Origin of the sequence: Phnomibacter ginsenosidimutans, from assembly GCF_009740285.1 — a bacterium.
Taxonomy (GTDB): domain Bacteria; phylum Bacteroidota; class Bacteroidia; order Chitinophagales; family Chitinophagaceae; genus Phnomibacter; species Phnomibacter ginsenosidimutans.
In genome coordinates this window covers 2,028,271-2,051,769 of the sequence record NZ_CP046566.1, presented here as the reverse complement: position 1 = coordinate 2,051,769, position 23,499 = coordinate 2,028,271, and the positions used below count along the sequence as shown (strand labels likewise).

Annotated in this window: 27 protein-coding genes, 1 tRNA gene and 1 other RNA gene; 14 read left to right on the top strand and 15 right to left on the bottom strand. The window is 45.4% G+C overall.

Going from position 1 to position 23,499, the window contains the following annotated elements:
* Positions 1–25: 25 nt before the first annotated feature.
* Entirely contained in the window at positions 26–901 is an 876-nt protein-coding gene (locus GLV81_RS08935; protein ID WP_157478559.1) for a POTRA domain-containing protein, read from the bottom strand.
* On the opposite strand from GLV81_RS08935, the gene GLV81_RS08930 reads away from it, so the two are divergent.
* Complete coding sequence (locus GLV81_RS08930; protein WP_157478558.1) at positions 900–1,664, top strand: RNA methyltransferase; 765 nt, start codon at positions 900–902, stop codon at positions 1,662–1,664. The genes GLV81_RS08935 and GLV81_RS08930 overlap by 2 nt on opposite strands.
* Here GLV81_RS08930 and GLV81_RS08925 read toward each other — a convergent pair.
* Together GLV81_RS08925 and GLV81_RS08920 are read right to left on the bottom strand one after the other, a co-directional pair.
* Positions 1,661–1,873 (bottom strand): hypothetical protein, encoded by a 213-nt coding sequence (locus tag GLV81_RS08925; RefSeq protein WP_157478557.1) that lies wholly within the window; start codon positions 1,871–1,873, stop codon positions 1,661–1,663. The genes GLV81_RS08930 and GLV81_RS08925 overlap by 4 nt on opposite strands.
* 2 nt (positions 1,874–1,875) lie before the next feature.
* Positions 1,876–2,889, bottom strand: a complete 1,014-nt coding sequence (locus GLV81_RS08920) for an ABC transporter permease (protein ID WP_157478556.1) — start codon at positions 2,887–2,889, stop codon at positions 1,876–1,878.
* Between the two features lie 92 nt (positions 2,890–2,981).
* Here GLV81_RS08920 and GLV81_RS08915 point away from each other — a divergent pair, with 92 nt between their 5' ends.
* Positions 2,982–4,280: a type IX secretion system plug protein gene (locus GLV81_RS08915; RefSeq protein ID WP_157478555.1), complete on the top strand. Its 1,299-nt coding sequence runs from the start codon at positions 2,982–2,984 to the stop codon at positions 4,278–4,280.
* A gap of 52 nt (positions 4,281–4,332) precedes the next feature.
* Here GLV81_RS08915 and fsa read toward each other — a convergent pair whose 3' ends face one another.
* Both fsa and ffs read right to left on the bottom strand, forming a co-directional pair.
* Positions 4,333–4,989 (bottom strand): fructose-6-phosphate aldolase, encoded by a 657-nt coding sequence (gene fsa, locus GLV81_RS08910; protein WP_157478554.1) that lies wholly within the window; start codon positions 4,987–4,989, stop codon positions 4,333–4,335.
* A 129-nt stretch (positions 4,990–5,118) separates the two neighbouring features.
* Positions 5,119–5,218, bottom strand: an RNA gene (gene ffs, locus GLV81_RS08905) — signal recognition particle sRNA small type.
* Between the two features lie 164 nt (positions 5,219–5,382).
* On the opposite strand from ffs, the gene GLV81_RS08900 reads away from it, so the two are divergent.
* Together GLV81_RS08900 and GLV81_RS08895 are read left to right on the top strand one after the other, a co-directional pair.
* Entirely contained in the window at positions 5,383–6,198 is an 816-nt protein-coding gene (locus GLV81_RS08900) for a glycosyltransferase family 25 protein (protein WP_157478553.1), read from the top strand.
* A 2-nt stretch (positions 6,199–6,200) separates the two neighbouring features.
* A complete protein-coding gene (locus GLV81_RS08895; protein WP_157478552.1) occupies positions 6,201–6,989 on the top strand; it encodes an FkbM family methyltransferase in 789 nt (262 codons plus the stop codon).
* Positions 6,990–6,993: 4 nt separating this feature from the next.
* On the opposite strand, the gene GLV81_RS08890 is transcribed toward GLV81_RS08895, so the two are convergent.
* Genes GLV81_RS08890 through GLV81_RS08880 form a run of 3 tightly spaced genes read right to left on the bottom strand, consistent with a single transcriptional unit; the run spans position 6,994 to position 9,398 of the window.
* A complete protein-coding gene (locus GLV81_RS08890; RefSeq protein ID WP_157478551.1) occupies positions 6,994–7,488 on the bottom strand; it encodes a hypothetical protein in 495 nt (164 codons plus the stop codon).
* Positions 7,485–8,240, bottom strand: a complete 756-nt coding sequence (locus GLV81_RS08885) for a glycosyltransferase family 2 protein (RefSeq protein ID WP_157478550.1) — start codon at positions 8,238–8,240, stop codon at positions 7,485–7,487. Before GLV81_RS08885 ends, GLV81_RS08890 begins: the two co-directional genes overlap by 4 nt.
* 12 nt (positions 8,241–8,252) lie before the next feature.
* Complete coding sequence (locus GLV81_RS08880) at positions 8,253–9,398, bottom strand: glycosyltransferase family 4 protein (RefSeq protein WP_157478549.1); 1,146 nt, start codon at positions 9,396–9,398, stop codon at positions 8,253–8,255.
* A 113-nt stretch (positions 9,399–9,511) separates the two neighbouring features.
* Between GLV81_RS08880 and GLV81_RS08875 the strand changes: the two genes are divergently transcribed.
* The 6 genes from GLV81_RS08875 to GLV81_RS08850 all read left to right on the top strand — a co-directional run bounded on the left by GLV81_RS08875 (position 9,512) and on the right by GLV81_RS08850 (position 12,475).
* Positions 9,512–10,417, top strand: coding sequence for a glycosyltransferase family protein (locus GLV81_RS08875; protein WP_157478548.1), 906 nt, complete (start codon positions 9,512–9,514; stop codon positions 10,415–10,417).
* Between the two features lie 71 nt (positions 10,418–10,488).
* Positions 10,489–11,301: a 2,3,4,5-tetrahydropyridine-2,6-dicarboxylate N-succinyltransferase gene (locus GLV81_RS08870; RefSeq protein ID WP_157478547.1), complete on the top strand. Its 813-nt coding sequence runs from the start codon at positions 10,489–10,491 to the stop codon at positions 11,299–11,301.
* Positions 11,302–11,410: 109 nt separating this feature from the next.
* Positions 11,411–11,494: transfer RNA gene (locus GLV81_RS08865), tRNA-Leu, on the top strand.
* 41 nt (positions 11,495–11,535) lie between these two features.
* On the top strand, positions 11,536–11,781 hold the full coding sequence (locus tag GLV81_RS08860; protein WP_157478546.1) for a GIY-YIG nuclease family protein: 246 nt from the start codon (positions 11,536–11,538) through the stop codon (positions 11,779–11,781).
* Between the two features lie 101 nt (positions 11,782–11,882).
* Positions 11,883–12,128, top strand: a complete 246-nt coding sequence (locus GLV81_RS08855) for a GIY-YIG nuclease family protein (RefSeq protein ID WP_157478546.1) — start codon at positions 11,883–11,885, stop codon at positions 12,126–12,128.
* Positions 12,129–12,229: 101 nt separating this feature from the next.
* Positions 12,230–12,475 (top strand): GIY-YIG nuclease family protein, encoded by a 246-nt coding sequence (locus GLV81_RS08850; RefSeq protein ID WP_157478546.1) that lies wholly within the window; start codon positions 12,230–12,232, stop codon positions 12,473–12,475.
* 113 nt (positions 12,476–12,588) lie between these two features.
* Here the strand turns inward: GLV81_RS08850 and GLV81_RS08845 are convergent, their stop codons facing one another.
* The 4 genes from GLV81_RS08845 to GLV81_RS08830 form a co-directional block, all read right to left on the bottom strand.
* The gene (locus GLV81_RS08845; RefSeq protein ID WP_246186342.1) at positions 12,589–13,632 is read right to left on the bottom strand and encodes an NAD(P)-dependent alcohol dehydrogenase; all 1,044 of its coding nucleotides are present in this window, start codon (positions 13,630–13,632) and stop codon (positions 12,589–12,591) included.
* Between the two features lie 128 nt (positions 13,633–13,760).
* A complete protein-coding gene (locus GLV81_RS08840) occupies positions 13,761–14,864 on the bottom strand; it encodes an efflux RND transporter periplasmic adaptor subunit (RefSeq protein WP_157478545.1) in 1,104 nt (367 codons plus the stop codon).
* Positions 14,865–14,891: 27 nt separating this feature from the next.
* Positions 14,892–19,265, bottom strand: coding sequence for a CusA/CzcA family heavy metal efflux RND transporter (locus GLV81_RS08835; protein ID WP_157478544.1), 4,374 nt, complete (start codon positions 19,263–19,265; stop codon positions 14,892–14,894).
* Positions 19,266–19,344: 79 nt separating this feature from the next.
* A complete protein-coding gene (locus GLV81_RS08830; RefSeq protein WP_197429048.1) occupies positions 19,345–19,737 on the bottom strand; it encodes a hypothetical protein in 393 nt (130 codons plus the stop codon).
* Between the two features lie 82 nt (positions 19,738–19,819).
* Here GLV81_RS08830 and GLV81_RS08825 point away from each other — a divergent pair, with 82 nt between their 5' ends.
* Positions 19,820–20,356: a DsrE family protein gene (locus tag GLV81_RS08825; RefSeq protein ID WP_157478542.1), complete on the top strand. Its 537-nt coding sequence runs from the start codon at positions 19,820–19,822 to the stop codon at positions 20,354–20,356.
* Between the two features lie 2 nt (positions 20,357–20,358).
* On the opposite strand, the gene GLV81_RS08820 is transcribed toward GLV81_RS08825, so the two are convergent.
* On the bottom strand, positions 20,359–20,853 hold the full coding sequence (locus GLV81_RS08820) for a TlpA family protein disulfide reductase (protein ID WP_157478541.1): 495 nt from the start codon (positions 20,851–20,853) through the stop codon (positions 20,359–20,361).
* A gap of 239 nt (positions 20,854–21,092) precedes the next feature.
* Here GLV81_RS08820 and GLV81_RS08815 point away from each other — a divergent pair, with 239 nt between their 5' ends.
* The 3 genes from GLV81_RS08815 to GLV81_RS08805 all read left to right on the top strand — a co-directional run bounded on the left by GLV81_RS08815 (position 21,093) and on the right by GLV81_RS08805 (position 22,919).
* Positions 21,093–21,644 carry a YceD family protein gene (locus GLV81_RS08815; RefSeq protein ID WP_157478540.1) on the top strand — a complete coding sequence of 184 codons (552 nt, stop codon included), beginning with the start codon at positions 21,093–21,095 and terminating at the stop codon, positions 21,642–21,644.
* A 34-nt stretch (positions 21,645–21,678) separates the two neighbouring features.
* A complete protein-coding gene (gene rpmF, locus GLV81_RS08810; RefSeq protein WP_157478539.1) occupies positions 21,679–21,873 on the top strand; it encodes a 50S ribosomal protein L32 in 195 nt (64 codons plus the stop codon).
* Between the two features lie 176 nt (positions 21,874–22,049).
* Positions 22,050–22,919 carry a phosphate acyltransferase gene (locus GLV81_RS08805; protein WP_246186341.1) on the top strand — a complete coding sequence of 290 codons (870 nt, stop codon included), beginning with the start codon at positions 22,050–22,052 and terminating at the stop codon, positions 22,917–22,919.
* 2 nt (positions 22,920–22,921) lie between these two features.
* Here GLV81_RS08805 and GLV81_RS08800 read toward each other — a convergent pair whose 3' ends face one another.
* Together GLV81_RS08800 and GLV81_RS08795 are read right to left on the bottom strand one after the other, a co-directional pair.
* Positions 22,922–23,071 carry a hypothetical protein gene (locus GLV81_RS08800; protein ID WP_157478538.1) on the bottom strand — a complete coding sequence of 50 codons (150 nt, stop codon included), beginning with the start codon at positions 23,069–23,071 and terminating at the stop codon, positions 22,922–22,924.
* 38 nt (positions 23,072–23,109) lie between these two features.
* Positions 23,110–23,490, bottom strand: coding sequence for a hypothetical protein (locus tag GLV81_RS08795; protein WP_157478537.1), 381 nt, complete (start codon positions 23,488–23,490; stop codon positions 23,110–23,112).
* Positions 23,491–23,499 lie beyond the last annotated feature (9 nt).

The window sequence follows — 23,499 nt, the reverse complement described above, 5'->3', positions numbered from 1 at the left end:
ACGCTATCCGGATTCTCTGTAATGTTTACATCGGGATAAATGAAAATGCTGTCAACATTGTACTGTTTAAAAAAATCGGGATTGGTGCCGGGCCTTTTAAAAATGCGGATACGGGCTGTAGGATTTTCTTTTCTTTTTGTGCAGCCAGTTGCTGCTCAATAGGGTCCAGATCGAAGTTTACCAACGACGGGTCGGTCGTATCCACTTCGGCCAGCAAGCCCGCCCTGCTCATGCGGAAAAAACCATTTTGTCTGTAATAAGCCGTGAGCCTGTCCAACTCTGCAGCTATGGCTTGCTTGCTGTACAAGCTACCTTTCTTCAAGCCGGATTTGTATTGATTGGCAATGGCCATTTCCTGCATCAGTGTATCGTTGCGCAATGCAGAGGAATCACTGAATGCATACATCAAGGTATCGATGCGAATGGGTTTGCCGAGCTTCAACCGGAATTCTGTTTTGACTTCTACCCTGCGTGTTTTTTCTAACTGAAAAAACTTGTTGCTCCGCCGAACGGTATCAAATTTTACCAGCACAGTATCGAAACTGGCACCGTAATACCCTTCACTATTCAAAAAGCCGTTCATATAGTACTGGCTGGTACCCAAGGTGCTGGAATCAAAAACCGGTGGTTTTAAAATTTGGGTAAAACCCAGTACCAAGCGGCTGGGCACCGATAAACTATCGGCGACAAAGCCCACCAGTCTTTCTTCTAAAACGGTTTTTTGTTCCTTATTTAAATCGGGTGCCTCCAGCTTTACCACATTGCTCACCACATAGGGCCGGCCAACGGGAGCATCTTTCACAGCCACACAACCCGCCAACCACAACAGGCAAAACATTGGCAGGAAAAAACGGCTGAAACGATGCAATACTGTATGTTCGCCGTGTTGAATTAAACGCATGAATGGCAGGATGCTAAGTAAAAATGAAGTCAAATATATCCAAAGTTTAAAGGCCAAAAAACAAAGGCTTGAAGCAAACGCTTTTGTAGTGGAAGGCCATAAAACTGTTTTGGAGTTGCTGGCACACCAACGCTGGATAGTACAGGCTTTGTATGGCACGGAAACATTTTTACAAACCATTCCCAAAAACCTGACGCTGCCCGCCAAAACGGTGACCATTTCGCAAGAAGACCTGGAGCGTATCAGTTTTTTGCAAACACCGCAATCATGCCTGGCTGTGGTAGCATTGCCAGCCGCTGCATCTGCTCATTTTCCTGCAAACAACTGGAGCTTGCTGCTCGATGATATACAGGACCCGGGCAATCTGGGCACCATCATTCGCATAGCAGACTGGTTTGGCATTGAACACATATTTGCCACAGAGCATACCGCCGATGTATACAATCCCAAAGTCATTCAGGCCAGTATGGGAGGTTTTTTAAGGGTACAAATGCATTATGGCCCATGTGCAGTATGGCTTCAACAGCAGCAACCAGTTTGCTACATTGCCGATATGCATGGCCATAACGTATGGCAATTGCAGCAACCACAACCGGGCGTATTGGTAATTGGCAATGAAGGAAATGGCGTAAGTGAGCACATTGCTGCCTTTGCCACACAAACCATCAGCATACCTAAACTGGGTGCAGCGGAAAGTTTGAACGCTGGCGTTGCCACGGGTATTTTGCTGTCACATTTACTGCAAACAACAAGCAAGGCTTAATTAAAGCGCAATGCTTTGATAATACTGATGCGTTGTAAAATGCTTAATGGCAAACGCAAAGCCAATAAACAAATGACGAAAGTGCCACCAGCTATGGCTGCTACCTGCCACCAAATGATGTGCACCGGCACACTGCTTACGTAATACGTTTTTTCATCCATGGGAATAAAATGAAACTGCTGTTGCAGCAGCAGCAAACCCAAAGACAATCCTAAACCAATAGCAATACCACGGCCAGCAATACGGGCAGCATAGTGCCAAAAATATTGCGCAGCGACTGCTGTGGCATACCAATGGCCGCCAGCAAAGCCACCATGCGGGTACGCTCCAATACCAATATGAGCAAGCAGGTAATGAGGTTGATGATGGCCACAGCCAGCATGATGCCAATTACAATTTGTTTGGTTTGGTTTTGAATGCCCAACCAGTCGAAAATATTCGGATAAATATCGGCGATGGGTGATGCGACTATACCCTGCGGCAGTGCTTTAGTGATGCCTTTTTCCAATAAGCTGGCTTTAGCGGGTTCATCAAACCATACCTCGTAACCACCAATTTGTGCGGAAGTCCACAAGTTGAGGCGTTGCAAAAACCGCAAATCGGCCAGTACAAAATTTTTGTCGTATTCTTCTATGCCGGTGCTGAATAGCCCACAAACAACCTGCCGGCGGCTACGCATGTCTTCACCGTTGCGCAAAAAAATGGTGCTTACTGTATCGCCTACATTTACCTGCAGCTGCCGGGCCATGCTTTCACTCAGCATGAGTTGTGAGCTGTAGCCGCTATCCGGAAATTGAAGCATTGTACCTGCTTTCAAAAAGCGTTTGAAAGGACTGCTGGCAAAACGAAGATCCACACCTTTGAGCAATACGCCATCAAACTGTCCGGCAGTACGCAGCACCACCGACCTGGCACCAAAAGCTTGTACATGTTGTATGCCGGGCTGAGCAGCCAGTATATTTTCTACACTATCGCTGGCATGAATGGGTGTTTCTTCGGCTACCATGCTGCGGTACGGTTCTAATGCCTGCACCCGCATGTGTCCCCAAAAGCTGTACACTTTATCCGACACTTCGTGTTGAAACCCGTTCACCAAACTCACCGTTACAATCATGGTAGCCACACTCACAGCAGTTGCTGCCGTTGCCAGTCGCACAATAAAACCCGAGTAAGACGAATGCTTTTGTCCTACAATGCGGTTGGCGATATAGCGGCTAATATTCACGTGTTCAATATTGTGTCAAAGAAAACGTTTTACAACATCAAATATCTGTTCGTTTCCATCAGTAATGGCAAAAACGATTTACTTTGATTTCTATGATAGCAAGAGCAATTCAACGAGTGACTATCCTGCTGGCAATGTGTATGGTGCTTACCGCACAGGCACAGCCTTTAGCAGAAGAAGTCCGGTCGGCCAATGTGGTGGGCATCAAGCTGTACAAAAAAGGAGATCAGTTACTCTACCCCATTCTTCGCCTTGGCGAAACGGAAGGGCTCGAATTGCATTTTGACGACATCAACAACAGCAGCCGCAGCTACTTTTATACCTATGTGCTGTGCAATGCCGATTGGAGCATCGCCAATGTGAGCAACATGGATTATATCAAAGGCTTTACACAAGTCCGGCTCAATCAATACCGTTTTTCTTCGGCCACGCAATCGAAATATGTACACTACAGCGCCACCCTGCCGGCGGCCAATAGTATGCCTTCAAAATCGGGCAACTATTTGCTGAAAGTGTATGAAAACGGCGATACGGCGAAGCTGCTTTTTTCGAAGCGTTTTTTGGTGGTGAATGAAAAAGCATCGCTGGCAGCAAGAATGCAGCAACCTTTTGCACCAGAATATTTTCTGACACACCAAAAGCTGTTGATTGACCTCAACTTTCGCAACCAGGATATTTTGAACCCTGCCAAAGAAGTGAAAGTGGTGGTGATGCAAAACAACCGTTGGGACAATGCCCGCACCATTTCGAACCCTACCTTTATCCGCGGTCGTACGTTTGAATACAGCGATGAACAGCAACTGGTATTTGAAGCCGGCAAGGAATGGCGCTGGCTGGATTTACGCAGTTTTAGATTGCAAAGCGACCGGGTAGCTTCGGTGAATTATAACGTGCAACCCTATGACGTACGCATTCGCCCCGACACCATTCGAAGCCCTATTCGCTATGCTTTTTACGCTGATATCAATGGGCGGTATGCGGTGAGCCACATCGAAAATATTAACCCTTGGTGGCAGGGCGATATTGGAAAAGTGCATTTCACTTTTTTGCCCCAAAATGGAGAGATACCTAACCAGTATGATGTATACCTGTTTGGCGAAATGACGCAGTACCAACTCAACGACCAAACCCGTATGAAATGGAACGAAAACCTGCAGGCGTACGAAACGTCTATCCTGCTGAAAAACGGGTACTATAATTATTGCTATGTAACAGTGCCCCGCAACAGCTGGCAGGCATTGCCCTCTATGAAACCAACGGAAGGCAGCATTTGGGAAACAGAAAACGATTATCGGGTGCTGGTATATTACACTCCATTTGGCAGCCGAACCGACGAACTGGTGGCCATAGCCGAACTCAACTCACGGGCATTTATGACAGGTGTACGCTAAATAAAAAACTCCGGTATCACTACCGGAGTTTTTTTATGGAATTATTCTTGAATTAAGCCTGCGTTTTCTTGGCGTCTTCAATAAACTTGGCGAGGCCAATATCGGTAAGCGGATGCTTGAGCAAACCGAGGATAGAATCCAACGGACAGGTACAAACATCAGCACCAGCTTCTGCAGCTTTTACAATGTGCAGGGCATTGCGGATAGAAGCGGCCAGAATTTCTGTTTTGAAACCCTGAATGGCATAGATGTTGGCAATCTGTGCAATCAGCTGCATGCCATCCCAACTGCTATCGTCGATGCGGCCAATGAAGGGAGACACGTAATTGGCACCGGCTTTGGCAGCCAAAATAGCCTGACCGGCAGAAAACACCAGTGTACAGTTGGTTTTGATATTGTTGTCGGAAAACCACTTAATGGCTTTTACACCGTCTTTGGTCATGGGCACTTTTACCACAATATTGGGGTGAATGGCCGCCAGCTTTTGGCCTTCAGCAATCATACCATCAAAGTCGGTAGAGAACACTTCGGCACTCACATCACCATCCACAATTTCGCAAATGGCTTTGTAATGGTTCATGATGGCTTCATCGCCTTTTACACCCACTTGAGCCATGAGTGAAGGGTTGGTAGTTACCCCATCCAAAATACCCAAATCGTTGGCTTCTTTTATCTGCGCCAAATTTGCGGTATCAATAAAAAACTTCATTGTAAATGGTTTATTTAATGTGGACACCGGCCGGTATTAAGCCGCTGTTCAATGAATAAATGAATGTGTGCAAAGAAACGGAACTTGCCAGAAATGACACACCCCCAAATATGGGGGTGAAAGAAAAAAAAGTGGCAGGCTGAATACATCGCACCGCTACAACCGCCTACCCTTGCTACCTTCCGGTCCTGAGGGAGTTCAGCAGGAGCTGGTCGTGTATGACCTGCCGCTGCAAATGTAGGGGAAAGGGATGTAAACTGCCAACAATGCCTGTATAAAAAAAGATAACGCTAAGCTTTTTCCAATTGAAACAGCAACTGGCTCTCCACCTATCTTTACGGCCAACCAACTACTACCCTGCCGCTCAATACGGCAGCTTTTTCTGCAATTATTATGAGTCACGCCAACCAACAGTTTTATCAATCACTGAATGACTATTTCGATGCGATTTATGTCATCACGATTCAACGGGCCGTTGACCGTAGAGCAAAGTTGATGCCGTTGTTGGAAGGATTGAATTACCAGTTTTTTTATGGCATGAATAAGCAGTTGCTGGAAGAAGATGCTGCATTGCTGGCGCAACTGTACAGTGAAGAAAAAGCCAAAGGTTTTCACCGCTACAATAAGCCGATGATTATTGGGCATGTGGCCTGTTCGCTCAGCCACCGCATGGTGTATGAAGACATGATTCAACGCAATATTCAACGGGCCTTGATTTTTGAAGATGATGTGATTCCGCAATTTGATACACTGCCGCTGATTCCTGCAATACTGGCTGAACTACCTGCCAACTGGGACACTGTATATTTTGGGTACGATAAAAATGGAGTAAGCTCAAATAGCACTACCATCAAACAATATTTTTATCATACACTGCATGCATTGGGCATGCTGAAATGGAACCATACCATGGTGAAGCATTTGTTTGCCAAACCATTTTCCAAACATTTGCGCAAGGCTGGCTATCACGATTTATTGCATGCCTATGGTATGTCGTTGAATGCGGCCAAAGTGATGGTAGAATTACAAACACCTATTGCATTCAATGCCGACCCGGCTGTGGCATGGGCAGTGAGTAATGGCATGCTGAATGCCTACATCACCGAACCACAAATTTTTATGCAGGAAGTGCAGCTTCATCCCGATACGTACATCTCTATGGTGAAAGCAAACAGCAACCATACTGCTTTAAACAATCCCAATGAATAGCCATGAAAGGAATCATTAATCTGGAAAGCATTTGGCGTCGTTCATTGAAAGCAATGGGATTGTATTATACCTGGCTTTTTCATAAAGAAAGAAACTATCCTTCGGCAGCTATGAAAGCCAGTCGCCAATTTTATGCCAGCTTCATTCAGGAAGGTGATTTGGTATTTGACATAGGTGCCAACATGGGACGTAGAGTGGGAAGTTTTTTGCTGCTCAAAGCCAAAGTTGTGGCGTTAGAACCCAACCAGGCCTGTGTAGCCGAAATTGAAAAAGTGTACAAAGGTTGGCCAGTCACGGTTATTCCCAAAGGTGTAGGAGCTGAACCCGGAGAGCTTACTTTTTTTATCTCTTCCAATCCGCTCATGTCGTCTTTCAATAAAGAATGGATTGCCGGCATGCAGCAAAAATTTAAAGACAAATGGGATAAGCCTGTGCAAGTGCCTGTCATTACGCTGCAGCAATTAATAGAAGAATACGGGAAGCCCTCATTTATCAAAATTGATACAGAAGGCTTTGAGCTGGAAGTACTCAAAGGATTGCAAACGGCTGTGCCCTATTTATCTTTTGAATACACTATTCCGGAACCTGCGGGCAAAACCATTGCCTGTGTAGAAAGAATTGAAGATCTGTACGGTGGAAAAGTGCTCTTCAATATTTGTCGTGATGAAGCATGGCAAATGCATTTCGACAGTTGGATGCCCGCAGCAGAGCTCTTGGCCCTGATGCGTAGTGCAGATTTTACAGCTAGTAGTTTTGGTAACTATGGCGATATTTATGTAAAAGCTGTATAGCTATTTAGCGTACCAGAATTTTATTGGTAACAGCGGCTGCGTTGGCATAAAGTTCAGCCAGCAAAGAATCAGAAAAACCTTTGCGTTCATCAATGTCAATCATTTCGGTGGTGTTACTCATCAACACCAATTTTGTTGGCAGCTCATTCAGACGTTTTGTCCACCAACCTCTGCGCTGATACACTTTTACTTGCAATCTTTCATAAGAAATTTGCATAGCAATTTCCGGATGAAAATGCGGTTTGTAACGAACGATGAGTTGACCAGCTTCATCATCAAACTCAACAGCCAACACACGAAACGGTGAAATGAATTGCCGTATAATATCAGCGAATGACAGAAAGGCGGGGCCAAGAAAAATAAGGTTCCATTCTCCTTTTGCTTCATGATACAGAAACACAACTGCTGCTGAGAAGAACCAAATGCGCCAATACTTTTTGATGAGGCTCAAAGCATTTACGTGAATGTCGGGCAAAAAAAGGCGGCTAGTGTGATTCATGCTAGCTGCTGCAGTTGTATCAACTGCTTGTATTTACGCAAGGTATAAAAAGCGTTCATGCGGGCAATGCGCAAGCCGGCTGAGCCATCTAAAAATCCGGCCCGAAAGAAAAAGCCATTTAAGAAAGACCAACCCGCACTCAACCAAGGTTTCAGGCTGCTCACTCGTTTGCCTCTTGTATACATGGCTTGTGCGGCTATGTCACTAAAGCGAATCATTTGCCTGCGGTGTTCTTCTGCAGTGGCAAACGACCAGTGCAAAATATCCAGCGGCACCTTTTCAAGGGTAGCGTTGGCAACGGTCACCACTTTATCATGCGGATTTTCTCCTCCCCAATGCCCCATTTCTTTTCGCCACAGTCGAAGTTTTTTATCGGGATAATAATCGCCGTGTTTAATCCATTGACCACAGTAATTGTTCAACCGGTTAAAGATGTAAGCATCTTTTGATAAGCCTTTTTCTTTGGCTTGCTGCAGCCATTGTTGCAGGAGTTCGCTCAAGGCTTCATCAGCATCCAGGCTTAAAATGTAATCAGCAGTTGCAAGGCTGGCTGCAAAATTCTTTTGTTCGATGTACCCTAAAAAAGGCTGATGAATTACCCTTGCTCCTATCGCTTCACAAATAGCCACAGTATCGTCCGTAGAGCCGGAATCCACCACGATGATTTCATCGGCCACGGCTTTTACCGAATGCAGGCAGCGGGCTATTTTATCGGCTTCGTTGTAGGCAATGATGACTGCAGCAATAGACATGTGCCAATGAATTTAAAACAAAGATGAATACACCTGATGCACGGAAGCTGCCGCAATTTCATTGCTGAACTGATGGGCATAGGCAACGCCTTTTATAATGTGCTCTTGCACCAATGCAGCATCGTTAAGAATGTGGCGCATTTGATGAGCTATATCTTCCGGGTTGGATGGGTCAACATAAAAGGCAGCATCGCCACCCGCTTCGGGTAGACAGGATGTATTGCTGGTAATAACCGGCACCCGGCTGTACAAACCCTCGAGTACTGGTATACCAAAGCCTTCGAAAAAGGATGGATAAAAGAGCATGCTACTCATTTGGTAAATGGCGGGAAAATCTTCGGCATCCACACCTACCCTTCCGTTGGCTTGCTGTTTGTATGATAAGAATATTACCCTGGTTCCGAGTTGATGCCCGGCTATAAATGCTTCTACTTTCGCTTTATATTCCTTGCCTCTGCCTATTACTACCAAGGGCAATGTCACGTCTTTGGCTTGATGCAACGCTTTACAAATATTCAGCAGGTTTTTTCTTTCAATGATAGAACCTACATATAAAAGATACTCCTGTGGCAAGCCATACTTTTCCCGAACAGCTTTCTTTATTTCATTGTTGGCTTGCTGGGCATACATCGGATGACAACTTTGATAGCACACATGAATCTTACGTTCATCTGCAGCATAGATGTCAATCAAATCTTGTTTGGTTTGCTGGCTGATGGCAATGATCGCATCTGCATTGGCGCAGGCATAGCGAAACTTTCGGGTATATATTTTTCTATCCAGCCAAGGGTATTGGTCAGGATAGCGTTCATGAATCAGGTCATGCATGGTTACAACCGAACGAATGCCGCTTTGTGCAATACCCTGTGGTATTTCGTGGCTGAGGCCATGATACAATTGAATGTTGTGCTTTTTCAAATCGCCTACCACCCATCTGCTACGCCATGCAGATGGCAACATTTTATGCAATGGTTGTTGCGGCAACATCACCTCCATGTTGCTGCCCGTAGTCTGAAACAACCGGCCCAATTTGGGCGTACACAGATAGTAATGATGCTGCGGAAAATCTTTGGCCAACGACGATATCAAAGTCCGGCTGTAATTGCCCAAACCAGTATCGTTTACAAATGCTCTTTTGGCGTCTAAGGCGATATTCATGTGTTGCAAAGTAGGTGCAAATATATTCAAAGCATGCTGCAGCATTCGTGCTGCCCGGCTAAGCACCTACATTTGCAGCCGCAGGCATTGGCCTTTGCGCTAAAAATACAGGCATGAAAGTTTCCGGTTTTACATACGTCCGCAATGGCATTCATCTCGATTATCCATTCGTAGAGTCCATTAAAAGTTTGCTGCCACTGGTAGATGAACTGGTAGTGGTTGTGGGCGATTCGCATGACGGAACCCGTGAAGCTGTTGAAAATATTGGCGACCCTAAAATCAAGATTGTCGATACCATTTGGCCGGCTGACTTGCGCAAAGGCGGAAAGATTTTTGCCTTGCAGGCCAACATCGGCCTTGACAATTGTAGCCCCGATGCCGACTGGATTTTTACCCTGCAAGCCGACGAAGTGCTGCACGAAAAAGAATTGCCCATCATTCGGCAAAGCATGGAAACTGCCCTGCACAATCCGAAGATTGAAGGTTTTCTTTTCCGGTTCCTGAATTTCTATGGCGATTTTCGCCACTATGGCCCCAGCCGCCGGTATCACCAACATGAAATTCGCATTGTTCGCAACGGCATTAATGCCCGCCCCTACCGCGATTCGCAAGGGTTTCGGGTGTTCATCAACAACGATGATGAAAGCACTGCCCGTAAGTTGCAGGTGTGGTCTATTCCTTGCCGGGTTTTTCATTACAGCTATGTAAAAAACCCGAAAACACAATTGCTGAAACAGGCAGAGTTTGGCAGCCGCTGGCACGATGGAGAAGATTATGTGGCCAAATTTTTAGCCGCTAATCCCGATGGATTTGATTACAGCCAGATTGATTATCTCGCCACTTTCGATGAAGCGCATCCTGCCCTCATGCAGCCCCGGATTGCAGCTCAGGATTGGACATTCAATTACAATCCGGCTGTCAACAATATGTCGGCAAAAGAGAAAATACTACGCTGGGTAGAAAAGCTGACCGGCAAACAGTTTTTCATTTACAAGAATTATAAAATAGTAAAGCAATAGCGGTGGCCATTTGAAGCAGGTTGTTGTTTTTTTATTGAATTTCGCCGCCCGACACTTAAAAAACAAGCATTATGCAATTGAAAGAAGCGATTCAGGCAGCCTTCGAAAACAGGGCCCTGTTGCAACAAATAGAATACAGCGAGGCTGTAGAAATTGTGATTGAAGAAGTGGACAAAGGTCGCCTTCGGGTGGCTGAGCCAACCGAAAACGGCTGGCAGGTAAATGAGTGGGTAAAGCAGGCCATACTCATGTATTTCGGCATCCGCAAAATGGAAACCTTCAACCTGCATCCGTTTGAGTTTTACGACAAAATGAAACTCAAAAGCAACTACGCCGATTTGGGTGTACGTGCCGTACCGCATGCCGTAGCCCGTTATGGCGCCTTTCTGGCCCGCAATGTAGTGTTGATGCCTTCTTATGTAAACATTGGCGCTTATGTAGATGAAGGCACCATGGTGGATACCTGGGCAACTGTGGGCAGCTGTGCTCAAATTGGCAAAGGCGTACACCTGAGTGGTGGTGTAGGCATTGGCGGCGTGTTGGAACCCTTGCAAGCCAGCCCGGTGATCATTGAAGATGGCTGCTTTTTAGGAAGCCGCAGCATTGTAGTAGAAGGCGTGATTGTAGAAAAAGAAGCTGTACTTGGTGCTAATGTTGTACTCACACAAAGCACCAAGATTATTGATGTAAGTGGCAGCGAACCTATCGAATACAAAGGCCGGGTGCCAGCCCGCAGCGTGGTTATCCCTGGTACGTACAACAAGCAGTTTCCTGCCGGTACGTATGGTGTAAACTGTGCATTAATCATTGGTCAGCGCAAGCCCAGCACCGATTTAAAAACCAGCTTGAATGATGCACTCCGCGACTTTAATGTAGCTGTGTAAAAAAGAAAAATGTCCTATTTGAAAATTTCAGTTGGAGTTTTCAAATAGGCTTCTATATTTGCAACCCGATCCGAAAATTGACCCCCGGTTCAATGATTATCAATCACCTGCCCAGGTGGCGAAATTGGTAGACGCACTGTGTTCAGGTCGCAGCGCCTTCACGGGTGTGCTGGTTCGAATCCAGTCCTGGGCACTTTAATAGCCTGAGCAACATGCTCGGGCTATTTTTGTTTTATGGTATTCGTATATGTCATAGAAAGTTTGCTTGACCAGAGTTGGTATACCGGAATGGCTTTGAATGCTGAGCTTCGGTTAAAAGAACACAATGCTGGTAAAAGCAAGTATACCAAAGGGCACTTGCCTTGGAAAATTATTTACACTGAAGAACATCCCGATTGGGCAGCTGCCAGAGTGAGAGAAAAATATCTCAAAACAAGCCATGGTAAACAATGGCTGAAAAACAAACTCAATAGTAAGTGAACGGGTGTGCTGGTTCCCTGTCTGCTTGACGCAGTCAGGCAGGGAATCCAGTCCTGGGCACTTTAATAGCCTGAGCAACATGCTCGGGCTATTTTTGTTTTATGGTATTCGTATATGTCATAGAAAGTTTGCTTGACCAGAGTTGGTATACCGGAATGGCTTTGAATGCTGAGCTTCGGTTAAAAGAACACAATGCTGGTAAAAGCAAGTATACCAAAGGGCACTTGCCTTGGAAAATTATTTACACTGAAGAACATCCCGATTGGGCAGCTGCCAGAGTGAGAGAAAAATATCTCAAAACAAGCCATGGTAAACAATGGCTGAAAAACAAACTCAATAGTAAGTGAACGGGTGTGCTGGTTCCCTGTCTGCTTGACGCAGTCAGGCAGGGAATCCAGTCCTGGGCACTTTAATAGCCTGAGCAACATGCTCGGGCTATTTTTGTTTTATGGTATTCGTATATGTCATAGAAAGTTTGCTTGACCAGAGTTGGTATACCGGAATGGCTTTGAATGCTGAGCTTCGGTTAAAAGAACACAATGCTGGTAAAAGCAAGTATACCAAAGGGCACTTGCCTTGGAAAATTATTTACACTGAAGAACATCCCGATTGGGCAGCTGCCAGAGTGAGAGAAAAATATCTCAAAACAAGCCATGGTAAACAATGGCTGAAAAACAAACTCAATAGTAAGTGAACGGGTGTGCTGGTTCCCTGTCTGCTTGACGCAGTCAGGCAGGGAATCCAGTCCTGGGCACCAACTAAAAAACCTCGCAGTAGCGAGGTTTTTTAGTTATAGGTCCGTTTGTTTTACAACGTTTTCATATCAATCACAAAACGGTATTTCACGTCGTTTTTCACCAAGCGGTCATACGCATTGTTGATGTCGGCTGCGGCTATCACTTCCACATCGGCTACTACATTGTGCTCGGCACAAAAGTCAAGCATCTCTTGAGTTTCTTTCATACTGCCAATCATAGAACCAATAATGCTGCGCCGATTGCTGATGAGCGAAAACGGTGCCACTTTGGGTGCTTCGGGCGGCAAGCCCACTACCAGCAATTTGCCTTCTAATCCCAACAAGTTGAGGTAACCGGTAAAATTGTGGTTGGCGCTTACAGTATCCAATATGATATCGAAGTAGCTGCCATATTGCTTCATTTGTTCTTTATCGGTGGTGAGTATAAAGTTGGTTGCCCCCAAACGCTTCGCATCAGCTTCTTTAGATGGCGAAGTGCTGAGCACAGATACTTCTGCACCAAAAGCCACTGCGAATTTTACACCCATGTGGCCCAAGCCTCCGAGACCAACCACCCCTACTTTCATGCCCGCTTTTACACCTGCAAAACGGAGCGGTGAATAGGTAGTGATACCGGCACACAACAAAGGTGCCACGGCACTCAGGTTGAGTTTATCATCCACTTTCAACACAAATTTTTCTTTTACCACAATACCACTGGAATAACCACCTTGCGAAACAGTAACACCATCTCGTTCCATTGCATTATAGGTACCAGTAGCGCCTTCTACACAATACTGTTCGTAATCGGCCTGGCAGTGCTTGCAGGTATTGCAGCTATCAATAATCACCCCTACACCTACGGTATCGCCCACTTTGTATTTGGTAACAGCACTACCCACAGCAACTACTTTACCCACTATTTCGTGACCGGGCACCATGGGGTACATAGAGCCACCCCATTCATCTCGCACCTGATGCAAATCGCTGTGGCAAACACCACAATATAAAATGTCAACCTGCACATCATCGGGGCGAAGGTCGCGGCGTTCAAAAGAGAACGGCGCCAACGGAGTTGTGGCCGATTGAGCAGCATACGCTTTAACTGATATCATGTTCAATGTTTTTAATAGACAATATAAAAATCGAATATTACTAAACGGCATCCAACCCATTTTGTTTGCCACAAGAGAAAGCAGAAAGATACTATTCTACTCCTCTTCTTCAGATTTCAAAATCATGCCTAGCAAACTAAAGGCCCCTTTGGCGACCACTTTTTGCCAGCCCAATCGAAGTTGCTGCTGCTGATGCCTACCAAACCGTTTTCCTTATCGCCGGGCGTAATTTCTACCAATTGAAATTGCTTGCTTGCTGTTTGCACAAATACAAAGTGTTTACCCTTACTTAACAAAATGGCAGCTTCGGGTACTGCTGGCTGCATTTGTTTTCCCAATTCGATGGTTGCCGTTACTGCCATACCGGGTACCAACTCTCTGGAGTACTGATGAAAATGGCAATGCACCATGCCAGAACGGGTATCGTCAATGGTGCGGCTCACCAGCAATACATCTGCAGGATAGGCTTTTTCGGGATGAGCCACTAAGCGGACTGCCACTTCCTGATCTTTCTGAATGAGGGGTAAATCTTTTTCAAACACTGTAAGTGAAGCATGAATATCACCGGGGTCTACCAACTCCGCCAGTACTTCTGTAGGGGCTACATAGCGGCCTTTGTTAACGGGTACTTTCGAAATAAAACCATGAATAGGCGAACGAACCGCAATGGTACGAGACATGTTTTCTGTGGTCAGTTGTACTGCATCAATACCAATGAGTGCTAATTTTTGTTTCAGTGCTTCCTGCATGGCTTTTTGCGCATCAAAGTCGGCTTTTGTTTGCTGATACATTTTTTGACTGCTGGCTTCGGTAGCGGCCAATTGCTGCTGTCGCTCCAGTTCTTTTTCCAGGAAATACATTTTGCTTTTGCCTACCAAATAATCTTGTTGCAATTGAATGTAAGCAGGATCTTCCATCGTAATGAGCACTGCCCCTTTGTTGATTTCTTGCCCGGGCAGCAAATCAATACTCTTGATGTAACCACCCATAGGGCAGGTAATACTCACCATGTTTTGCGGCGGCACATCAATGGTACCGTTGAGTTGCACAGTCTGGTTGATATGAGCTGAAACAACATCCACAATTTCGATACCACCGTTTTTTATTTGGGCATCGGTCAATTGAAGAGTGGTGCTTACCGCAGCTGGAGCTTTGGCTTCTTCTTTGGCTGCATCCTTTGTGCCACAGGCCGTTGATACAACAAGGATGCTATAGAACAATATTTTTTTCATAATGAAATGTCTTAACGATTGAGCTGATTAATTTTTCTCTTGTAAATACTGAAGTTCTGCCACAGCAGTACGATAAGCAAACCAGCTATCGAGGTATTGCAATTGTACTTGTAAGGCGGGTTCTACAATCAGCATCCAGTTCATATAATTGAGTTCGCCGGCTTTGAGTTGCTGTTGCGCCGTTTGCAAAATATCCTGCTTGCCTGGCAGCAATTCCTTTTCAATAGACTGCACTTGTTGCCACAGCAACTGCGTCTCTTTCCACTTCAGTTGATAGTTGCCCGATAGCTGCTGTTGCTGCATTTGCTGCTGTTGCAAAAGTGTTTGCTCCCGCAATGCTGATGCTTTTACTTTAGCTTTTGATGCTTTGCCAAACAGCGGAAAACTCACCCCTACTTGTGCTGCCGAAAAACGGGTGCCTGCTTCATAAAACTTATCCGTACCATTTCTGCTGGTTTGAAAACCAATCAAGCTTTGGTTGTTGTAGCCCAATTCTAATTCCGGTTTACGGAGTGCTTTCAGGTATTGTGTTTCGGCTGCAGCAGCTTTGGCTTGTGCCGCTACAATTTGTATGGCCGGGTGCTGTGCGATGGCTGTTGAATCCATACCGGGCAACAATGCTGCGGATTTAAAATTGTTTACCACGGGTTGCAAAGGCGCTGTTGTTTGCAGTAATACTTGCAGCTGCAGCACTTCCCGCTGCATAGCAATATCGGTGGTTTGTATGGCTTGCCTTACCAATTGCTGTTGCTGCCGGTAACCAGCCAGCTCCAACTTGTTGGTTTCCCCTGCCTGCAAGCGTTGTGTTGCCAGTTGTACTTGTTTGTCATACAAACTATCCATCATTTGCAAATGCCATTTGCGTTCCTGCTGATACCCATAGTTGGCAAAATGTTGCCGAACCATCAGCCGCAATTCAGCAACCCGCAATTGCATTTCTTTTTCAAACACAAATACAGCAGATTGAAACAGCTGCTTCTGCGCAGCTACCGAACCAAATGGCAAAAAGGTTTGCGACAACATAAAACGGGTGTCAAAATTTACTGAGTTGGTTTGTCCCAGCTCGGTAACAATTCTGGTGCGGGGCATTTCACCAGCTGTGCTTTGCAATGCCTGCAAATACTGCTGTTGCAGTTGCCCGGCTTTCAGCGTTATGTTCTGTTTGGGCAGCAATTCAAACGCTTGCTCCAATGTAATTTTTTGCTGAGCCTGTGCCGTTATACCTGCACCTAATAGCATTAGGAGCATAATAGCAGATGTGGGCTTATTTTTTTTCCGGTTCATGCGTGGATTGGTTTCTACCCATTGATACAACACAGGCAATACAATGAGGGTGAGGAAGGTTGCAGTAATCAAACCACCTATTACCACCGATGCCAACGGTCTTTGTACTTCTGCACCGGCACTATTACTAAGTGCCATGGGCAAAAAGCCCAATGATGCCACAGCGGCTGTCATCAACACCGGACGCAAACGGGTATGCGTACCAGCTACAATCAATTCTTGCAATGTCATGCGGCCTTCTTTTTTCAGTCGGTTGAATTCGGTAATCAATACAATGCCATTCAATACGGCTACGCCAAACAAGGCAATGAAACCAACGCCGGCAGAAATACTAAACGGCATGTCTCTCAGCCACAATGCAAACACACCACCAATGGCAGATAAAGGAATTGCCGTGAAAATGAGCAAGGAATGTTTGAAAGAATTGAAAGCAAAAAACAGCAGTAAAAAAATCATCGCAAGAGATGCAGGTACTGCAATCATCAATCTGTTTTTAGCAGCATTGAGGTTTTCAAATGCTCCACCAAAATGCAGGTAATAGCCGGCGGGTAATGACACCTGTTTGCCTACTTTTTCTTGCAGTTCATGCACCACACTTTCTACGTCTCTGTTGCGTACGTTGAATGCAACAATGATTCTCCGGCTGGCATTCTCCCGTTGTATCTGATTGGGTCCTTCGTTGATGGCAATATTAGCCACCATGTGCATAGGAATTTGAGTGCCCTGCGCAGTAGGCACCAGCAACTGTTGTACGTTGCTTACATCTTGCCGGCTGTTGTTTTCCAAACGCATTACTAAATCAAAACGCTTTTCTTTTTCATACACCAAACCAGCCGATTCACCTGCAAATGCAGTACGAATAATTTGATTGACCTCATCCACGTTTACACCGTACAATGCCATTGCATCGCGGTTGTAGGTTACAACAATTTGTGGTAGCCCTGTTACCGCTTCAATGTACATATCACTGGCACCTTCTACCCTTTCAGCGATGGCACCAATTTTTGCGGCGTACATGGCCAATGAGTCCAGGTCTTCGCCAAAAATCTTACATACTACATCTTGCCTGGCACCAGAAATCAATTCGTTGAAACGCATTTGTACCGGAAATTGGAAACCCGCAGATAAGCCGGGTACTTCACTCAACGCAGCACTCATTTTATCGGCCAGTTCATCATAGCTGTCCGCTGAAGTCCACTCCTTTTTGTCTTTCAGTAAAATGATAAGATCGCCCATTTCAATTGGCATGGGATCGGTGGGAATTTCGCTGGCACCAATACGGCTTACAATTTTTTCTACCTCCGGAAAACGGGCTTCCAAAATGGCTGCCGCTTTTTGCGAAGCTTCTACTGAAGCTGTGAGTGAGCTGCCCGTTAGTAAGCGAGTATCTACTGCAAAATCACCTTCTTCCAATTCTGGTATAAACTCACCACCCAATGTCGTCATCAATGCAATGGCCGTGGCAAAAACGATTACTACTAAAATCATCAATGACTTTTTGAAACGCAAAGCCAATTGCAAAAAGGGCAGGTACGATTTTTCAACCAACGCCATGAATTTATCGGAGAAATCTACCTTGCTGGAAATCTTTTTACTGATGCCCAACGATGTAATCATGGGTACGTAAGTAAGCGAAAGCAGGAAGGCACCCACCAAAGCAAAAGAAACCGTTTGTGCCATGGGTTTAAACATCTTTCCTTCAATGCCTACCAATGCTAAAATGGGCAGGTATACAATCAGAATTATTACCTGACCAAATACCGCTGCATTCATCATTTTGCCGGCGGCATTTTCTACCTCATGGTTCATTTGTTCTTGCGAAAGATGTGCAACGCCACCGGGTATTTTTTTGTGGTGCAAGCGGTGCAATACAGCTTCCACAATAATCACGGCACCATCTACAATCAACCCGAAGTCGAGGGCACCCAAACTCATGAGGTTGCCACTCACACCAAACAAATTCATCATGATGATAGCAAACAACATGGCCAGCGGAATAACCGACGCTACGATGAGACCAGCCCTTAGATTACCCAAAAACAAAACCAGTACCAGCACTACAATCAAGGCACCTTCTGTCAGGTTTGTTTTTACAGTATTAATGGAACGTTCCACCATTTTACTGCGGTCATAAAATGTTTCCACCAGTACACCTTCCGGCAGCGATTTTTTAATCACTTCCATCTTGGCTTTCACCTGATTCACCACATCCATACCATTGGCACCTTTCAGCATCAACACTACTGCGCCGCTTACTTCACCCTTGCTGCCATCTACCAGTGCACCATAGCGTATGGCATGACCTTCTTTCACCGTTGCCACATCACGTACATACACCGGGGTTCCATTGGCGGATGCTTTCAGCATAATGGATTCTATCTGTCGAATGTCTTCAATCAAACCCTCTGTACGAATGAAAAGCACCTGATCATTTTTCTCGATGTAGGCGCCGCCGGAATTCTGATTGTTTTTTTGCAAAGCATTGTACACTTCTGCAATGCTTAAACCCATACTATTGAGTTTTTCGGCACGGAAAGCAATTTCATATTGCTTAAGATGACCGCCGAATGAACTAACATCGGCTACGCCTTTGGTACCCAACAATTGGCGACGTATTTGCCAGTCCTGAATGGTACGCAAATCGGCAAGCGAATACTTGCCTTCGTAACCCGGGGCTGCTTTTACAATGTACTGGTACACTTCACCCAGGCCGGTGGTAAGTGGCGCCATTATTGGGCTGCCTGCTCCCGGTGGAATTTCGTCTTTGATGTATGGAAGTCTTTCTGCTACCTGCTGTCGGGCCCAGTAAATATCAGTTTCATCGTTGAACACAATAGTGACCACAGACAAACCAAACCGACTAATGGAACGCATTTCGGTAATGCCTTGAATATTGGAACAGTTTTGTTCTACGGTGAATGTTACAAGGCGTTCTACTTCTGGCGCTGCCAATGCAGGGCTCACGGTTATTACCTGCACCTGATTGCTGGTAATATCCGGCAATGCATCGATGGGTAATTTTTGAATGTGGATGATGCCTGCAACAATAAGTGCAGCCACCATAATGCCCACAATTAATTTATTGCGGATAGAAAATTGAATAATGGCATTGAGCATAATAATATACGCTTACACACCAGCCGTTGCTGGAATGCAATAATTTAAATGGTATCGAAATAGTGTTGCGAAAAATGGATTATGCAACCCAATGCCGAGGCGGCTGAAAGATGTCTGCTGAATATAAATCGAACAGAAACTGATGGAAAGGAATAATGCGGGGCTTGCTTACAATAAGTACCGGAGCCCTGAGTGGAGTAACATGCGTAGGCGGAAAATAACCAAGGGGCAACAGACTGGTACCATCTTCATGGGTCTTAAATGGCAGTTGCATGTCTTTTTGCCAATCACCATCTATATCAACCGTTTCGTTGTAGTGCATTTTGATAAATGCCATCAACGATAGTTGAGGATCTTCCTGACTGTGTTCGAAATAGTGTTTTACAAAACTGGGCAACTTCAGCAGCTGGTAAGCTTCTGTAGTACCAATGAGGTAAATACACATCAGTGATATGGAAAGTATCCGTCGCAAGGTGCTAAAGGTAAAACTTTTGAGGCAGTAGCAGGATGGTTATATTCGTTGCCATCCATTAACGCTAACATTTGACTACGCTATGAAAGGAATCCTGCTCATTGCCACTTTGTTTTTTGCCATCGAAAATACCTATGCGCAAACGTCCTCAAATCCGGCTGTGCCGCATTATGGCGCAGTATTTGCCCAGGTACCGGGTCTTTCTTTTACAGCAGATAAAAACCTACCCTACAAAGTGGTGATTGAAATAGACAAGAGTGATACCAGCTCCGCAGAAATAAGCCAGTCGCTGGAAGTAGCCAGCCGGTTTGTGAACCTGCTGGCCATAGATGGCATTTCGCAGGACCAGCGTTCTATCGTCATTATTTTTCACAACGCTGGCAGTTATTGCATTCAAAAAAATGAAGCATATCAGCGGAAATATGGTCGATCCAATCCCAATCTGCAGGTGTTGGAAGAACTAACAAAGGCGGGCGTAACGATGATGGTTTGTGGGCAGAGCACTGTAAAAAGAAAGCTGTTGCCAGAAGAATTATTGCCGCAGGTAAAAATTGCTACTTCGTACATGACGGCCTTTGTTACCCATCAGCTTAAGGGGTATGCCGCCATGAAAATGTAGCTTTATTTCAACAGCTTGGGCAGCAGTTTGCTAATCTCCATCCAGTCGGGGTCTACTGCTGCTACTTTGCCATTTTTATCAATTAAATAGGTGGTTGGAATCTGGCGGATATTCCATTTGTAAGCTACGGCATCTTCTCCTTCAGCAGCATCGTGAACTTGTAGCCAGGTCATTTGGTCTTGCTTGATGGCCCGTTTCCAGGCAGCTGTATTTTGATCAACCGAAATGGCCAGTATTTCGAATCCCTTTGCCTTGTATTGTTCGTACACCGGCTTGGCCATTTTATTGGAAATACGACAAGGCCCGCACCAGCTGGCCCAAAAATCAATCAACACCACTTTACCCCTAAGGCTACTCAGCGCCACACTGTCACCCTGTGCATTTTGCAGCCGGATATCTGGCGCCGTTTGCCCTTTACGGGGTGGCTGCGCCAGCAAAGCAGTGCTAAACAATGAGCAAGAAAGCAGGGCAACAAAAAATAACTGATTGATTTTCATAAATATGGAAACAAAATGACCCTGCTAAATTACGGGAGTAGTGCCTTCGATCTGATGCTGGCAATATGTTAACCTTGCAAATCAGAAAACTAAAATCAGGGTTATAAATTCGTTTTACCGACTGTCTTCCCTTTTCCACATATCCACCAAAACGTCGAAAAATCCAGAATTTTAGTGGATAATGTTTGGCCACGATGGTCATTACACCTACTTTTGCAGCCCTAATTTCTGGAAGGGTCATGTCTGGCAAAAGAACGTACGATATAGCATTTGTAGGGTTAAAGCCGGGCGAACACCAATTCAGTTATGAAATTACGGACAAGTTCTTTCAGGATTATGATGAGCAGGACTTCACCGATGTGAACGCCACCGTCAAGTTGAATTTGGACAAAAAGACTGGTTTCTTTTTACTGAAATTTGATGTAGGTGGATCACTCAAAGTCATTTGCGACCGCTGCGGCAATAATCTGCCCATGCAGTTGTGGGATGAGTTTAAAATTGTGGTGAAGTTGGTAGATAACCCGGATGAAATGAACGAACAGGAAGAAGATCCTGACGTGTATTACATTGACCGAAACGAAAGCCACCTGCACCTGAGTGATTGGATTTATGAGTTCATCAACCTCAGCATTCCTATGACACGTATGTGTAACGATGCTGAAATTGGTGGTCCTTACTGCAACAAAGAAGTACTGGAAAAACTCAATAAACTCCGCCCCAGCGAAGACAATCATCACTCCATCTGGAAAGATTTGGACAAATTCAAGGGACTTGAAGAAAACAGTAATTAATAAACGCTTTTGATAACTTTTAATTGGATCCGTTATGCCTAATCCGAAACGACGCCATAGCCAGCAGCGCAGCGCAAAACGCCGTACGCACTACAAAGCCGTTGCAGCTACCCTGAGTGTAGACAGTGCTACCGGCGAAACACATGTTCGCCACCGTGCACATGTTAGCGAAGGAAAGCTGTACTATAAAGGCCAGGTGGTGGCTGAGAAGTCTCCCATCAAGAAATAATTCCCATTCTTAATGGTTAAGGTGACACTTTGCTAAAAGGTGTCACCTTTTTATTATTTTCCGCACCTTATGAAGATAGCACTGGACATGATGGGTGGCGACTACGCCCCCTTGAAGCGGCAAAAGGAATAAAACAGTACCTGGCTACTCCAAGAGCTGGCGTACAAATACAGTTGTTGGGTGTTGCAGCCGATGTGGCTGAAGCATTGGCAACTGTTGGATTGACAGGCCATGAGCAACTCCATATTGTAGACTGCCCGGAAATTATCGGTTACCACGAGCACCCGGTAAAAGCATTGAAGGGGAAACCACAATCTTCTATTTCTGTAGGTTTTGGCATGCTGGCCATGGGAAAAACCGATGCTCTCATTAGTGCGGGCAATACCGGTGCCATGCTGGTAGGCAGTATGTTTTCATTGAAGCTTTCTGCGGGTGTATTGCGCCCTACTATTGCTACCATTATTCCACGGGAAGGCGGCAAAACAGGCCTCTTGCTCGATGTGGGCATCAACAGTGATTGCAAGCCAGAAAACCTGGATCAGTTTGCCATTATGGGCACTGCTTATGCCAGAGAAATTTTGGGCATAGACAACCCGTCTGTAGGCCTGCTCAATATTGGTGAAGAAGAAGGGAAAGGCAATATGCTGGCACAAGCTGCATATCCTTTGCTAAAGGCCAATACCCACATCCGCTTTGTGGGTAATATGGAAGGCCGCGATATTCTGGAAGACAAAGCGGATGTAATTGTGTGTGATGGTTTCACAGGCAATGTATTGCTGAAAATGATGGAATCTATTTATCCTATTACACAACGTCAGGGCATCAGTCATCCATACTTCGATCGATTTCATTTTGAGCAGTATGGCGGCACGCCTGTATTAGGTGTAGAAAAGCCGGTGATCATAGGTCATGGTGTTTCACAAGAAGAAGCATTTTGCAATATGATTTTGGTGGCAGAAAAAATGATTACCACCAACTTCATTGGCAAACTGGCCGCAGAAATTGAAGTAAATCCGGGTACAGAAAACGAAGTACCTGCGCCTTAAGTTTAACGCAGAAATTTCGCCCAAATAATCAGCGCTATGGCCACAGCGGCCACAATCATAGGAAGCAACCACCACCGGTCGGTTGCTTTTTCTTGTTGGTCATAAAAGGCTTCCATTTCGGTGCTGGTAGTTTCTACATCTCCTACCAGCATTTGGTGCACTGCACTTTCTCTGATTACTCTTTCAGCTGCTACGGGCTCAAAGCCTGTTTGCAGCGTTGCGGGAGAAAAACGATCTGGCCGTCATGTTGCTGCAAAGTACCAAAGGCGCCAATCGTAACAGCATCGCCTTGCTGCAGTAGCTGTGCAGTATCATTTTGCCAGAGCATTACTTTTTCGAAAGCCTCTTCTTCTGTTGATTGCAGTTGCTGTGCTACGAAACGCACCAAAGGCTGCATGCTTACTGCATTATCTGCAGTTAATTGCTCGAAAGACAACGCTGCTGTAGGCGGCACAAATGCACGTTCTGTTACATCATACTGAGCGGGTTGAGACGCTACACGGAGCACTCCAACAGCATGCAGTGGCAGTTCTTGATGCGACAGCAGAAATTCGTTCAGCAATGCGTTCATGCCAACAAA

Excerpts from the sequence above, each read along its gene's own strand:
- GLV81_RS08930 (WP_157478558.1), top strand. The coding sequence starts at position 900 with ATGAATGGCAGGATGCTAAGTAAAAATGAAGTCAAATATATCCAAAGT.
- GLV81_RS08935 (WP_157478559.1), bottom strand. The coding sequence starts at position 901 with ATGCGTTTAATTCAACACGGCGAACATACAGTATTGCATCGTTTCAGC.
- GLV81_RS08915 (WP_157478555.1), top strand. The coding sequence starts at position 2,982 with ATGATAGCAAGAGCAATTCAACGAGTGACTATCCTGCTGGCAATGTGT.
- fsa (WP_157478554.1), bottom strand. The coding sequence starts at position 4,989 with ATGAAGTTTTTTATTGATACCGCAAATTTGGCGCAGATAAAAGAAGCC.
- GLV81_RS08900 (WP_157478553.1), top strand. The coding sequence starts at position 5,383 with ATGAGTCACGCCAACCAACAGTTTTATCAATCACTGAATGACTATTTC.
- GLV81_RS08895 (WP_157478552.1), top strand. The coding sequence starts at position 6,201 with ATGAAAGGAATCATTAATCTGGAAAGCATTTGGCGTCGTTCATTGAAA.
- GLV81_RS08890 (WP_157478551.1), bottom strand. The coding sequence starts at position 7,488 with ATGAATCACACTAGCCGCCTTTTTTTGCCCGACATTCACGTAAATGCT.
- GLV81_RS08885 (WP_157478550.1), bottom strand. The coding sequence starts at position 8,240 with ATGTCTATTGCTGCAGTCATCATTGCCTACAACGAAGCCGATAAAATA.
- GLV81_RS08880 (WP_157478549.1), bottom strand. The coding sequence starts at position 9,398 with ATGAATATCGCCTTAGACGCCAAAAGAGCATTTGTAAACGATACTGGT.
- GLV81_RS08875 (WP_157478548.1), top strand. The coding sequence starts at position 9,512 with ATGAAAGTTTCCGGTTTTACATACGTCCGCAATGGCATTCATCTCGAT.
- GLV81_RS08870 (WP_157478547.1), top strand. The coding sequence starts at position 10,489 with ATGCAATTGAAAGAAGCGATTCAGGCAGCCTTCGAAAACAGGGCCCTG.
- GLV81_RS08860 (WP_157478546.1), top strand. The coding sequence starts at position 11,536 with ATGGTATTCGTATATGTCATAGAAAGTTTGCTTGACCAGAGTTGGTAT.
- GLV81_RS08855 (WP_157478546.1), top strand. The coding sequence starts at position 11,883 with ATGGTATTCGTATATGTCATAGAAAGTTTGCTTGACCAGAGTTGGTAT.
- GLV81_RS08850 (WP_157478546.1), top strand. The coding sequence starts at position 12,230 with ATGGTATTCGTATATGTCATAGAAAGTTTGCTTGACCAGAGTTGGTAT.
- GLV81_RS08845 (WP_246186342.1), bottom strand. The coding sequence starts at position 13,632 with ATGATATCAGTTAAAGCGTATGCTGCTCAATCGGCCACAACTCCGTTG.
- GLV81_RS08840 (WP_157478545.1), bottom strand. The coding sequence starts at position 14,864 with ATGAAAAAAATATTGTTCTATAGCATCCTTGTTGTATCAACGGCCTGT.
- GLV81_RS08835 (WP_157478544.1), bottom strand. The coding sequence starts at position 19,265 with ATGCTCAATGCCATTATTCAATTTTCTATCCGCAATAAATTAATTGTG.
- GLV81_RS08825 (WP_157478542.1), top strand. The coding sequence starts at position 19,820 with ATGAAAGGAATCCTGCTCATTGCCACTTTGTTTTTTGCCATCGAAAAT.
- GLV81_RS08820 (WP_157478541.1), bottom strand. The coding sequence starts at position 20,853 with ATGAAAATCAATCAGTTATTTTTTGTTGCCCTGCTTTCTTGCTCATTG.
- GLV81_RS08815 (WP_157478540.1), top strand. The coding sequence starts at position 21,093 with ATGTCTGGCAAAAGAACGTACGATATAGCATTTGTAGGGTTAAAGCCG.
- rpmF (WP_157478539.1), top strand. The coding sequence starts at position 21,679 with ATGCCTAATCCGAAACGACGCCATAGCCAGCAGCGCAGCGCAAAACGC.
- GLV81_RS08800 (WP_157478538.1), bottom strand. The coding sequence starts at position 23,071 with ATGCTGGTAGGAGATGTAGAAACTACCAGCACCGAAATGGAAGCCTTT.
- GLV81_RS08795 (WP_157478537.1), bottom strand. The coding sequence starts at position 23,490 with ATGAACGCATTGCTGAACGAATTTCTGCTGTCGCATCAAGAACTGCCA.